The following is a 12,578-nucleotide window of genomic DNA, read 5'->3' as shown; positions in this document are numbered from 1 at the left end:
CCCCAAGTTCGCGGCCAACCTGCCCGCCTTCCCCGCCAACCTGCGCAAGCAGACCGGCGGCGCCCCCTACCCGGCCCCGCGCAACATCCTGGCCGCGGCCGTCGAGGGCTCCCAGGTCGACTTCGAGACCGCCCAGGTCATCGAGGCCCGCTACTTCGTGGAACTGGCGGCCGGGCAGATCTCGAAGAACATGATCCAGGCCTTCTTCTTCGACCTCCAGGCCGTCAACTCCGGCGCCAACCGGCCCAAGGACATCGCCCCCCGCCAGGTCCGCCGGGTCGCCGTGCTGGGTGCCGGGATGATGGGCGCGGGCATCGCCTACTCCTGCGCCCGCGCGGGCATCGACGTCGTCCTGAAGGACGTCTCCCTGGAGGCGGCCCTCAAGGGCAAGGGCTACTCCGAGAAGCTGTGCGCCAAGGCCGTCTCCCGGGGCCGTACCACCCAGGAGAAGGCCGACGCGCTGCTCGCCCGCATCACACCCACCGCCGACGTGCAGGACCTGGCCGGCTGCGACGCGGTCATCGAGGCCGTCTTCGAGGACACCGCCCTCAAGCACAAGGTGTTTCAGGAGATCGAGCAGGTCGTCGCGCCGGACGCGCTGCTGTGCTCCAACACCTCCACCCTGCCGATCACCGCGCTCGCCGAGGGCGTGCAGCGCCAGGCCGACTTCATCGGGCTGCACTTCTTCTCCCCGGTCGACAAGATGCCGCTCGTCGAGATCATCAAGGGCGAGCGCACCGGCGAGGAGGCGCTGGCCCGCGCCTTCGACCTGGTCCGTCAGATCAACAAGACGCCGATCGTCGTCAACGACTCGCGCGGCTTCTTCACCTCCCGCGTGATCGGCCACTTCATCAACGAGGGCGTGGCCATGGTCGGCGAGGGCATCGAGCCCGCGTCGGTGGAGCAGGCGGCGGCCCAGGCGGGCTACCCGGCCAAGGTGCTGTCCCTGATGGACGAGCTGACGCTGACCCTGCCGCGCAAGATCCGCAAGGAGACGAAGCGGGCCGTCGAGGAGGCGGGCGGCACCTGGACCCCGCACCCGGCGGAGGCCGTCATCGACCGCATGGTGGACGAGTTCGGCCGCACCGGCCGCAGCGGCGGCGCCGGCTTCTACGACTACGACGCCAGCGGCAAGCGGGCCGGGCTGTGGCCGGGCCTGCGTGAGCACTTCACCGAGCCGGGCCGCACCATCCCCTTCGAGGACATGCAGGAGCGCATGCTCTTCGCGGAGGCGCTGGACACCGTGCGGCTGCTGGAGGAGGGCGTCCTGACGTCCGTCGCCGACGCCAACATCGGCTCCATCCTCGGCATCGGCTTCCCGGGCTGGACCGGCGGCGTGCTCCAGTACATCAACGGCTACGCAGGAGGGCTGCCCGGCTTCACGGCCCGCGCGCGCGAGCTGGCCGAGCGCTACGGCGACCGGTTCACGCCCCCGGCGCTGCTGGTGGAGAAGGCGGAGAAGGGGGAGCGGTTCACCGACTCAGACCGGGCGTGACGCCGAGAGCCACTCGCCCAGCTCTTCCCTGAGGGAGCGCTGGAAGGCGGTCAGCAGCGCCTGCACGACCAGCGGCTGCATGTGCGCCGACAACGACCGCACATCCCGGGTGTCACGCTCCGACACCTCGCCCCGGAGGAGCTGGGACAGCTCGTGAGCGGCGGCGCGCGAGTGCTCGATGAGCACCTTGCGCGCCGCCAGGATCGCCTCCTGGGACATCGGCACGTCCAGCAGCCGGACCCCGAGCCGCAGCAGACCGAGATCGACGCGGTACCCCTCGCCGTCCGGCCGTACGACGTCCATGGCCACCAGCCGGTCCACCTCCTCGTCGGCCAGCACCCGCCCCGCCCGCCGCGCCAGCTCCTCCCGGGACACCGTCTCCGCGGTGTCCGGCGCCCAGGACGCCACCACCGCGCGGTGGATGGCCAGGTCCCGGTCGCTCAGATCCGGCGGGAGCTGCTGGAGATAGCGCTCGATGCCCGCCAGCGTCATCCCCTGGTGCTGCAGCTCCTCGATCAGCGCGAGGCGGGCCAGGTGCTCCCTGCCGTAGTGCCCGACCCGGCGCGGGCCGATCACCGGCGGCGGCAGCAGACCCCGGGTGCTGTAGAAGCGCACCGTCCGCACCGTGACACCCGCCCGCGCGGCCAGCTCGTCGACGGTGAGGGTCGGCTCCTCGGCGTGGCTTGTCATGTGCAGCAGTATCGCTGTCTCACCAGAAGTGTGAAACCTCCGGCGATCGACTGGTGATTCCCCGGAGAACCTGTGAGAAGTAACGCTCTGTGACCTGGCTCACCGCATGTGACCGTTTTCGTATGGGAAGGTGCTGCCCTGGTCTGTGCCGCGACACCCAGGGTGGTGCGGGCCGAGTCACGTACGGACACCCCGGTCGGTACACCGCCCGGGGCGCACCAGAGAGTGGAACCACCCGTGAGCAAGGACGCCGTGGACACGGCACAGGTCGCCGCACACCCCGAGGCGACCCGGACGCCCGCGGACGCGGGCGACGCCGGTTACAGCAAGGACCTCAAGGCCCGCCACGTCAACATGATCGCCATCGGCGGAGCCATCGGCACCGGACTCTTCCTCGGCGCCGGCGGACGCCTCCACAACGCGGGCCCCGCGCTCGCGCTGGCCTACCTGGTCTGCGGCGTCTTCGCCTTCTTCGTCGTGCGGGCCCTCGGCGAGCTGGTCCTCTACCGGCCCTCCTCCGGCTCGTTCGTGTCGTACGCGCGCGAGTTCCTCGGCGAGAAGGGCGCCTATGTCGCCGGCTGGATGTACTTCCTGAACTGGTCGACGACCGGTATCGCCGACATCACCGCGATCGCGCTCTACACGCACTACTGGAGCGCCTTCACCGACATCCCGCAGTGGGTGCTCGCCCTGGTCGCCCTCGCGGTGGTCCTGGCGGTGAACCTGATCTCGGTGAAGATCTTCGGCGAGATGGAGTTCTGGTTCGCGATCGTCAAGGTCGCGACGCTCGTCGCCTTCATGTTCGTCGGCATCTTCCTGCTCGCCACGCAGCACGAGGTCGGCGGCCAGACGCCCGGCCTCGGCGTGATCACCGACAACGGCGGCGTCTTCCCGCACGGCATGATGCCGGTCGTCCTCGTCATGCAGGGCGTGATCTTCGCCTACGCGGCGCTGGAGCTGGTCGGTGTCGCCGCGGGCGAGACCGCCGAGCCGGAGAAGGTCGTCCCGCGCGCGGTGAACTCGATCATGTGGCGCGTGGGCCTGTTCTACGTCGGCTCGGTCGTCCTCCTCGCCCTCCTGCTCCCGGGTTCCGTCTACTCGGCCGACGAGAGCCCCTTCGTGACGGTCCTGTCGAAGATCGGTGTCCCGGCCGCGGGCGACGTCATGAACCTGGTGGTCCTCACCGCCGCGATGTCCTCGCTGAACTCCGGCCTGTACTCCACCGGCCGCATCCTGCGCTCCATGGCCATGGCCGGCTCCGCGCCGAGGTTCACGGCCCGGATGAACAGCAGCCAGGTGCCCTACGGCGGCATCCTGCTGACCTGCGCCGTGTGCGTGCTCGGTGTCGGCCTGAACTTCGTCATGCCCCACCAGGCCTTCGAGATCGTGCTGAACGTCGCCTCGCTCGGCATCATCAGCACCTGGGTCATCATCATGATCTGCCACCTGATCTTCGTCCGCCGTGCCAAGGCGGGCCTGGTCCGGCGCCCGTCCTTCCGGCTCCCCGGCAGCCCGGTCACCGAGACCGCCACGATCGCCTTCCTGCTGGTCTGCCTCGGCATGATGTGGAACGACCCCGAGGTCGGCCGCAAGACCCTCCTCCTCATCCCGCTCATCGCCCTCGCCCTCGTCGCCGGCTGGTTCGCCGTCCGCCGCCGCGTCGCCCGCACGGCCGACCAGGAACTGACCAAGCTCACGCAGTAGTCCCACGGTGGCGCCACTCGGAGATGTCCGGGGTGGCGCCACCGCCCGCAGGGGCGAGGGGAACCGCGCGACCAGCCACGTACGGACCGCGGACATCCACCGTCCCGAGGGCCTTGCGGCGAGGGACAGCGGCTCCCCGAGCGGAGCGGACAAGGTGCGGCTCGGCCGGGGGCGAGTGCTCCCGTGCGGAGCCGCCGGCCGGTGAGCGGCTGGTGCGGCGGGGCGTTCCGGTCACGGTGTACGACCATGGGGAGGGCCGGAGTCGAACCCTGACACCGATGTACTCGTGCTGGGCGGCGCGGGTGTGGACACCATCGTCCACGTACCGCAGCTGCCGCTCCCGTAGGCCGACAGCTACATGATCCACGACGGGATCCGCACCCGCGCGGGCCGGACCGGCGACTTCATGTCCCTCGGCCTGGCCGCCCTGGGCCTGCGCACCCACCACCTCGACTTCCTCGGCGACGACCCCGAGGGCGACCCGGTCCGCGCCCTGCACCGGGAGCGGGGCATCCGCTGACCGCGATCCCGCAGCCCGCGGGCACCAAGCGGGCGGTCGACCCGGTCGGCCCCGACGGCCGGCGGCTGTCCCTGTACGACAGCAGCCGCGGCCATCCGGACGACCGGCTCCCGGAGGCCATGGTCCGGGAACTGGCCGGGCGCAGCCGCCACGCGCACGTCTCCATCACGCAGCCGTGCGTCCACGCCCTGCCCGTGCTGCGGGAGACCGGCGTGACGATCTCCACCGACCTGCACGACTGGGACGGCGAGAACCCGTACCACGAGCCGTTCGCCCTGGCCGCGGACGTCGTCTTCGTCTCCGCCGCCCGCCTCGCCGACCCCGGGCGCACCCTGCGCCGCATCGCCGAGCGGGGCCGCGCCCGGGCGGTCGTCGCCACGGCCGGTGCTAAGGGCGCGTATCTGCTGGCCGGCGGTGAGCTGACCCCGGTGCCGCTGGTGCCGCCGGTGCCGCCGGTGCCGCCGGTGGCGCCTCCCGCGCAGGTGGTGGGCTCCAGCGGCGCGGGGGACGCCTTCGCCGCCGCCTTCCTCTTCGGCTTCCTGCGCGGCGAGCCGCCCCGCCGGTGCGCCCGCTACGGCGCGCTGGCGGGCGCCCACGCCTGCACGGTCCTGTCCACCCGGGCCGACGCGATCGACCGGGAGACCCTGCTGGCCCGCGCGGCGGCCGAGCCGGAGGAGGAGGCGCCGGTCGACACCCCCTAGTGGCCGTGCCGCTCGTCCCCGTGCTCGTGGACGTCGTTCGTCGCGGCGATCTTCTTCCACGACTTCGGCTGCGCCGGGGCCTTCGCGCCCGGGGCCTTGCCGGTGCGGGCCGCGATCGACGCGTCCCGCGCCGCCGTCACGCTCGGCTTCGACGGCTGGTACAGCCAGGTGTCGAACAGCGCCGCCAGCGGCTTGCCGGAGACCTCCTCCGCGTACCGCCGGAAGTCGGCGACGGTGGCGTTGCCGTGGGCGTACCGCTGCGGCCAGCCCTTCAGGAGGGTGAAGAAGTCCTCGTCGCCGATCTCGTTGCGCAGCGCCTGGAGGGCCAGCGCGCCGCGGTCGTAGACGGCGATGTCGAATTGGCGCTCAGGGCCCGGGTCCCCGGGCTTCACGGTCCAGAACGGGTCGTCGGCCGGCCGGGAGGCGTACACGTAGTCGGCGATCTCCTGTGCCGTGCCCTCGCCCTCGTGCTCGGACCACAGCCACTGCGCGTACCGCGCGAAGCCCTCGTTGATCCAGATGTCCCGCCACGCGGCGACGGACACCGAGTCGCCGTACCACTGGTGGGCCAGTTCGTGCACGACGACGGAGGTGTTGGTGCCGTTCGCGAACTGCCGCGGGCTGTAGAAGGGCCGGGTCTGGGTCTCCAGCGCGTACCCGGTGCCGACGTTCGGCACGTATCCGCCGAGCGCGTTGTACGGATACGGCCCGAAGTATTCGGTCAGCCAGTCGGCGATCTCCCCGGTCCGCTCCACGCTCGCCCGCGCGGCACCGTAGTTGTCGCCGAGGTCCTTGCTGTAGGCGTTGATCACCGGGATGCCGCTCTCGGTCTTCCCGGTGGTGACGTCGAACCGCCCGACGGCCAGGGTGGCGAGATACGTCGCCTGCGGCTTGCTGGAGCGCCAGTTGTACCGGGTCCAGCCGAGTCGCGAACTCGTCGACTGCAGGGTGCCGTTGGAGATGGCCTGGGTGCCGTCCGGCACCTGCACGGACACGTCGTAGGTGGCCTTGTCCAGCGGGTGGTCGTTGCTGGGGAACCACCACCAGGCGGCCTCGGGCTCGTTCGCCGCGACTCCGCCGTCCGGGGTGCGGTGCCAGCTGGTGAAGCCGTACGCCTGCTGCTGCGACGGCACCCCGCTGTAGCGGACCACGACGGTGACGGCGGTGCCCTTGTCGAGCGGTGTCTTCGGCGTGATCTCCAGCTCGTGCTCGCCGGAGGCCTTGAACCGCGCGAGGGCGCCGTTGACCCGGACCTCGCTCACGTCCAGCAGGAAGTCCAGGTTGAACCTCGACAGGTCCTGGGTGGTGCGGGCGAGGAGGGTGGCCGTGCCCTCCAGCCGGTCGGTGACGGGCTGGTACTTCAGCCGGAGGTCGTAGTGGGAGACGTCGTAGCCGCCGTTGCCGTACGCCGGGTAGTAGGGGTCGCCGATGCCCGGTGCGCCGGGGGAGTGGCTCGCGGCCGATGCCGGGATCGCCAGCAGGAGGGAGGCCGCGGCCAGCGCGCCCGGCGCGGTGATTCTGCGGTGCACGTCAGCTCCAAGTCCTAGGTGCGGAAAGTCTGTTCGAAGCCTATTGAGTCCCGGTGGTCCCGGACATGTCCATGGCCACCCCTGTCACATGATCGCCATCCGGCCGTCACGATCATGCTCGTCCCAGGGGCGGGTTTCCGCCACCCGGCGGCCACCCGCCCCCGGGCGACACGCCATCCGCCCCCTTCTGCACGGGAGTTGACCGGGGTAGCGTCCGCCGCATGCCGATACGCACGCGCTTCACGATCTGGAGACCGTTCGCGACGGCGGCCACCGCCGCCCTGATGGCCGGCCTTCTCAGCCCCGCCACGGCCCAGGCCGCACCCTCCGCCACGGCCCCCACCGCAGACCGCACCAGCCGACCGGTCCACTCCTACGAGAACGCCGTCCGCGAGGCCGTCTGGGTCGACACCGGCCTCGACGGCGACGGCGACGGACGCACCGACCGCGTCGCCGTGGACATCGTCCGCCCGCGCGAGGCCGCCCGGCAGGGCCGCAAGGTGCCGGTCATCATGGACGCCAGCCCGTACTACGCCTGCTGCGGACGCGGCAACGAGAGCCAGAAGAAGACCTACGACGCGGCCGGGAACGTCGTCCAGATGCCGCTGTTCTACGACAACTACTTCGTCCCGCGCGGTTACGCCGTCGTCGGCGTCGACCTCGCCGGAACCAACCGCTCCGACGGCTGCGTGGACGTCGGCGGCCGCTCCGACATCCAGTCCGCGAAGGCCGTCGTCGACTGGCTGAACGGCCGCGCCACGGCGTACACCACCCGCACCGGCACCACCCGCGCCAAGGCGACGTGGACCAACGGCAGGACCGGGATGATCGGCAAGAGCTACGACGGCACCATCGCCAACGGCGTCGCCGCCACCGGCGTCGAGGGACTGGAGACCATCGTCCCGATCGGCGCCATCTCCTCCTGGTACGACTACTACTTCGCCAAGGGCGCCCCGCTGTTCGCCTCCGGCCCCGACGGGCTGGCGTACCGCGTCGAGAGCCCCGAGGCCCGCGCCCGCTGCTCAGCCGTCCAGCAGCGCATCGTCGACGGCGCCCCGCGCACCGGCGACTGGACCCCGCTGTGGACCGAGCGCGACTACGTCCGCCACGCCGACCGCGTCGAGGCCAGCGTCTTCGTCGTCCACGGCATGCAGGACCTCAACGTCCGCGCCAAGCACTTCGGCCAGTGGTGGGACGCGCTCGCGAAGAACGGCGTCGACCGCAAGATCTGGCTCTCCCAGGTCGGCCACGTCGACCCCTTCGACTTCCGGCGCGCCACCTGGGTGGAGACCCTGCACCGCTGGTTCGACCACGAACTCCTCGGCTACGACAACGGCATCGACGACGAGCCGATGGCCGACATCGAACGCGCCCCCGACCAGTGGGTGACCTCGTCCGTGTGGCCGCCGCGAGGCACCGGAACGGCCACCCTGCGGCCCGCAGAGGGCGCCGTCGACGGCGTCGGCACCCTCGGTCTGCGTCCCGGCACCGGCACCGAGACCTTCACCGACCACCCGGAGCACGACGAGACCGACTGGGCGTCCCGCATCGACCAGCCCATCCCCGACAAGGCGGGCTTCACCACCGCACCGCTCACCCGCGACCTGCGCCTGTCCGGCTCCTCCAGGGTGACCGTCACCGCGACCCCCAGCACCACCAGCGCCCACCTCAGCGCCGTCCTGGTCGACATCGGCCCCGACACCATCCGCGACTACGCCGCCGCCGGCGAGGGCATCACCACCCTCACCGACCGCACCTGCTGGGGTGCGAGCACCACCGGCGACAGCGCCTGCTTCCAGGAGACCGCGGCGAAGACCGCCGACGTCGACTACACGATCGTCAGCCGCGGCTGGGCCGACCTCGGCAACCACGCCTCCGCCACCGGTGCCCCGCTCACCCCGGGCACGCCGTACACGATCACCCTCGACCTGGCCGCCACCGACCACGTCGTCCCCGAGGGCCACCGGCTCGCGCTGATCGTCGCCGGAACCGACAAGGACCTGATCGAGCCCCCGTCGACCACCCCGACGCTCACGCTCGACCTGTCCCGCACCTCCGCACGGGTGCCGTTCGTGGGCGGCGCGACCGCCTTCGCCCGCGCCACCGCCGGTACGGCGACCGCCACACCGGAGAGCGCCCCGCTCGACGGCGTGCGCGAACCGCGTCCCGTGCATCCCGTGCCGTAGTCCCGCGCTACGCGGAGGGGGCGCCGGCCAGCCCGGCCGCCTCCTCCGCACAGCCCCAGGCCACGGTGACGCCCGCGCCCCCGTGGCCGTAGTTGTGCACCAGCAGCCGGCCGTCCGGAAGCGCCTCCCGTTCCAGCCGCACGGCGTCGCGCGCGGGGCGCAGACCCACCCGGTGCGCCAGCACCCGCGCCCCGGCGATCTCCGGCCGCAGCGCCGCGCACCGCCGTACGATCGCCTCCGCCACGGCGGGATCCGGCTCCGCCGCCCACACGTCCTCCTCGGCGGTGCCGCCCAGCAGCAGGCGGCCGGGCTGCGGGAAGACGTAGGCCGGCTCCCCGCCGGGGCCTGTGGAGACCGTCCAGGTGCGGATGCCGGGGTTCTCCACCACGACCAGCTGCCCGCGCACCGGCCGCACCGACGGATCCGGCACGAGCGTGCGGGCGCCCAGCCCCGTGCAGTTGACCACCACCGGCGCGTCGGCCTCGGCGAGCGTCGCCACCTCGCGCTCCTCGACCACCCCGCCCGCCGCCCGCAACCGCTCCCGCAGCCAGGGCAGGTGGGCCGTCATGTCGAGCAGCGGCAGCCGCGCCCACAGCCCCGCCCCCGCGTACTCGTCGGGGGTGGCCGCCCGCAGTCCGGGCAGCCGCGCCGCCGCCCAGCCGCCCACCTCGTCCAGATCCGTCTCGCCCAGTACCCCTTCGACCGTCCGTACGCCGGTCGCCCCCGGCCGCCGGGCCAGCTCCTCGTACACCTGGAGCGAGCGCAGCGCCCAGACCCGCGCCGCCGCGACCGGCCGGATCCGGTACGGCCACCACAGGGCCCCGGCAACGGCCGAGGTGGTCCGCTCGGCGGGCTCCCGCGACCACAACCGGACCCGTCGGCCGCGCTCGGCGAGCACCACGGCCGTCGTCAGCCCGATGACCCCGCCCCCCACGACGACCACGTCGCCCCGCACGTCACTGTCCATGCGGGGAACGTAGCGGAAGGTGTCATGACGCGCTCAGGACCGTGCAGGACTGGAGATACTCACAGCATGTCCGCCGCGTATGCGACCTGGGCCTGGCACCGGCGATGCGCGTCTGAGGCGTCCTCGCGGGCGGTGCGTACCAGGCGCACCGGGACTTCGTCGACGTCGTCGTCGACGGTCGCCCCCTGCTCTTCCGGCTGTCCGACCTGGACGCCGTCTCCCCCCTCGCCGCCGACGTGCCGCCCGCCATCTTCACCGCGCAGGTACGCGCCCTGCTCCTGGAGGCCGAGGCACCACTGCCCGGCGGACGCCATGTCGTCCACGGCTGCCCCGAATGCGCCGGCCTGGGCTGCGGCGCGGTCACCGCCGTCATCGAACGCGACGGCGACGACTACGTCTGGCGGGACTTCGCCTGGCAGACCGAGGAGCGGGCCGACCTGGACCTCAACGGCTGCCACGGCACGGGGCCGTTCCGCTTCCGCGGCGAGGAGTACCGCGCGGCGCCGCGCTCCCTGCTCGACGGCACCGACCCCCGCACCGCCCGCCGCCGGGTCCTGCTCACGGGCGCCCGGGTCGCCCTGCTCGCCGCCGCCCTGCGCACCCTCGGCATCGGCGCCGGCTTCGCCCACGACGCCGAGCAGGTGCCCCCCGAGGAACTGCGCGGCTACGGAGCCGTCGCCTTCGGCCGCGCGGCCGGCCCCGAGGCACGCGCCGCGGTCCGCCGCGCCTTCGCCCGCGCCGGGATGGACGTGGCCCACGTCGACGGCCTCGCCCCCATCGTGCCGCTGCTCGTCGCCCAGATCGAACACGCCCTCGATCCCACTCCCGCGGAGCGGCGCCGTCTCAGCCGGCTGGTCACCGCCGACGGCGAGGCGGGCGTCGTGGCCACCCTCCCCGTGCCGGGTCGTCCTCACCGCCCACCGCCTCGACCGCCCCCACCGCACCCGCACCCGCGCACTCTTCGACGGCGTCCCCGAACCGGGCCACCACCGCATCCCCCTGGACACCAGGGCCGTGAAGGGCGAGTCCTTCGTCGTCGCCCGCACCACCGGGAGCGTGCCGGTGGAGGCGATGACGCGGTGAAACCGCGGTGAACGACGACAGGGGCGGCCATTAGGATCGGCGGTCTGATGACTGCCACCCTCGTCGCCAAGAACCTCGCCGCCGGCCACGGCGACCGCTCGCTGTTCACCGGTCTCGACCTCGTCGTGGCCCCCGGGGACGTGATCGGCCTGGTCGGTGCCAACGGCGCCGGAAAGTCCACCCTGCTGCGCCTGCTCGCCGGGCTCGACACCCCCGAACAGGGCGAACTGCGGCTCTCCCCGCCCACCGCGGCCGTCGGCCACCTGCCGCAGGAGCCGGAGCGCCGGCCGGGCGAGAGCGTACGGGCGTTCCTGGCCCGCCGAACCGGCGTGGCCGCCGCCCAGCGGGCGATGGACGAGGCCACCGAGGGACTGGTCGAGGGGCGGCCCGGTGCGGACGACGCCTACGCGGTGAGCCTGGAACGCTGGCTCGCCCTCGGCGGCGCCGACCTCGACGAGCGCGCCGAGGAGGTCGCAGGCTCCCTCGGGCTAGGGGTCGGCCTCGACCAGCCGATGACGTCCCTGTCCGGAGGCCAGGCCGCCCGCGCGGGCCTCGCCTCCCTGCTGCTCTCCCGCTACGACGTCTTCCTCCTCGACGAGCCCACCAACGACCTCGACCTGGACGGCCTGGAACGCCTCGAACGCTTCGTCGGCGGCCTGCGCGCGGGCACCGTCGTCGTCAGCCACGACCGCGAGTTCCTCACCCGCACCGTCACCAAGGTGCTCGAACTGGACCCGGTGCAGCGGCAGATCAACCTCTACGGCGGCGGCTACGCGGCCTACCTGGAGGAACGCGAGGTGGCCCGCCGGCACGCCCGCGACGACTACGAGGAGTACGCCGACAAGCGGGCCGCCCTCCAGGACCGTGCCCAGATGCAGCGCGCCTGGATGGACAAGGGCGTGAAGAACGCCCGCCGCAAGGCGGCCGGCGACAACGACAAGATCGGTCGCAAGTTCCGCAGCGAGGCCAGCGAGAAGCAGGCCGCGAAGGCCCGCCAGACCCAGCGCATGATCGAGCGCCTGGACGTGGTCGAGGAGCCCCGCAAGGAGTGGGAGCTGCGCATGGAGATCGCCTCCGCCCCGCGCTCCGGCGCGGTCGTGGCCTCCCTGCGGGACGCCGAGGTGCGGCGCGGCGGCTTCGCGCTCGGCCCGGTCACCCTCCAGATCGACTGGGCCGACCGGGTCGCGGTCACCGGCGCCAACGGCGCGGGCAAGTCGACGCTGCTCGCCGCCCTGCTCGGCCGGGTCCCGCTCGACGCGGGGCACGCGGCCCTCGGCTCCGGCGTCCTGGTCGGCGAGGTCGACCAGGCCCGCAAGCTGTTCCACGGCCCGGAGTCCCTGCTGGACGCGTTCGGCGCGGCCGTTCCCGACACCGAGCCGGCCGAGGTGCGCACCCTGCTGGCCAAGTTCGGCCTGAAGGCGGACCATGTGCTGCGCCCGGCCGCGACGCTTTCCCCGGGCGAGCGCACCCGCGCGGCCCTCGCCCTCCTCCAGGGCCGCGGCGTCAACCTCCTCGTCCTCGACGAGCCGACGAACCACCTCGACCTGCCCGCCATCGAGCAGCTGGAGTCGGCCCTGGACGCCTACACCGGCACCCTCCTGCTGGTCACCCACGACCGCCGCATGCTCGACGCGGTGCGGGTGACCCGCCGCCTGGAGGTCGCGGACGGCAAGGTCACCGAACACTAGGCCGTGTCCGCAAAG

Annotated in this window: 7 protein-coding genes and 2 pseudogenes; 6 read left to right on the top strand and 3 right to left on the bottom strand. The window is 72.8% G+C overall.

The annotated features are described in order from the left end of the window. Positions 1 to 1,495, top strand: a 1,495-nt coding sequence (locus tag CCN42_RS35185; RefSeq protein ID WP_086741443.1) for a 3-hydroxyacyl-CoA dehydrogenase family protein, incomplete at its 5' end; no start/stop codon positions are given. Here the strand turns inward: CCN42_RS35185 and CCN42_RS35180 are convergent. After that, complete coding sequence (locus tag CCN42_RS35180; protein WP_086741442.1) at positions 1,481 to 2,185, bottom strand: MerR family transcriptional regulator; 705 nt, start codon at positions 2,183 to 2,185, stop codon at positions 1,481 to 1,483. The genes CCN42_RS35185 and CCN42_RS35180 overlap by 15 nt on opposite strands. 237 nt (positions 2,186 to 2,422) lie before the next feature. Here CCN42_RS35180 and CCN42_RS35175 point away from each other — a divergent pair, with 237 nt between their 5' ends. Next, positions 2,423 to 3,889: an amino acid permease gene (locus tag CCN42_RS35175; protein ID WP_086171334.1), complete on the top strand. Its 1,467-nt coding sequence runs from the start codon at positions 2,423 to 2,425 to the stop codon at positions 3,887 to 3,889. A 286-nt stretch (positions 3,890 to 4,175) separates the two neighbouring features. Further along, positions 4,176 to 5,110 (top strand): annotated as a pseudogene (locus CCN42_RS35165) (PfkB family carbohydrate kinase). Here the strand turns inward: CCN42_RS35165 and CCN42_RS35160 are convergent. Beyond that, positions 5,107 to 6,639, bottom strand: a complete 1,533-nt coding sequence (locus CCN42_RS35160; protein ID WP_086741441.1) for a M1 family metallopeptidase — start codon at positions 6,637 to 6,639, stop codon at positions 5,107 to 5,109. The pseudogene CCN42_RS35165 and the gene CCN42_RS35160 sit on opposite strands and share 4 nt — an antisense overlap. 221 nt (positions 6,640 to 6,860) lie before the next feature. Here CCN42_RS35160 and CCN42_RS35155 point away from each other — a divergent pair, with 221 nt between their 5' ends. Further along, complete coding sequence (locus CCN42_RS35155; protein WP_086741440.1) at positions 6,861 to 8,825, top strand: Xaa-Pro dipeptidyl-peptidase; 1,965 nt, start codon at positions 6,861 to 6,863, stop codon at positions 8,823 to 8,825. 7 nt (positions 8,826 to 8,832) lie between these two features. On the opposite strand, the gene CCN42_RS35150 is transcribed toward CCN42_RS35155, so the two are convergent. Next, the gene (locus CCN42_RS35150) at positions 8,833 to 9,792 is read right to left on the bottom strand and encodes an FAD-dependent oxidoreductase (RefSeq protein ID WP_086741439.1); all 960 of its coding nucleotides are present in this window, start codon (positions 9,790 to 9,792) and stop codon (positions 8,833 to 8,835) included. 66 nt (positions 9,793 to 9,858) lie between these two features. Here CCN42_RS35150 and CCN42_RS35145 point away from each other — a divergent pair. Together CCN42_RS35145 and CCN42_RS35140 are read left to right on the top strand one after the other, a co-directional pair. Then, positions 9,859 to 10,875 (top strand): annotated as a pseudogene (locus CCN42_RS35145) (oxidoreductase). 47 nt (positions 10,876 to 10,922) lie between these two features. Next, complete coding sequence (locus CCN42_RS35140) at positions 10,923 to 12,563, top strand: ABC-F family ATP-binding cassette domain-containing protein (protein WP_086741438.1); 1,641 nt, start codon at positions 10,923 to 10,925, stop codon at positions 12,561 to 12,563. The last annotated feature ends 15 nt before the right edge of the window (positions 12,564 to 12,578 follow it).

Origin of the sequence: Streptomyces glaucescens (assembly GCF_002154375.1) — a bacterium.
Lineage (GTDB): Bacteria > Actinomycetota > Actinomycetes > Streptomycetales > Streptomycetaceae > Streptomyces > Streptomyces glaucescens.
Note: the sequence above shows the minus strand (reverse complement) of the source record. Positions and strands in the feature narration are given on the sequence as shown.

Coding starts and splice junctions, on each gene's coding strand:
- CCN42_RS35140 (WP_086741438.1), top strand. CDS start 10,923: ATGACTGCCACCCTCGTCGCCAAGAACCTCGCCGCCGGCCACGGCGAC.
- CCN42_RS35150 (WP_086741439.1), bottom strand. CDS start 9,792: ATGGACAGTGACGTGCGGGGCGACGTGGTCGTCGTGGGGGGCGGGGTC.
- CCN42_RS35180 (WP_086741442.1), bottom strand. CDS start 2,185: ATGACAAGCCACGCCGAGGAGCCGACCCTCACCGTCGACGAGCTGGCC.
- CCN42_RS35155 (WP_086741440.1), top strand. CDS start 6,861: ATGCCGATACGCACGCGCTTCACGATCTGGAGACCGTTCGCGACGGCG.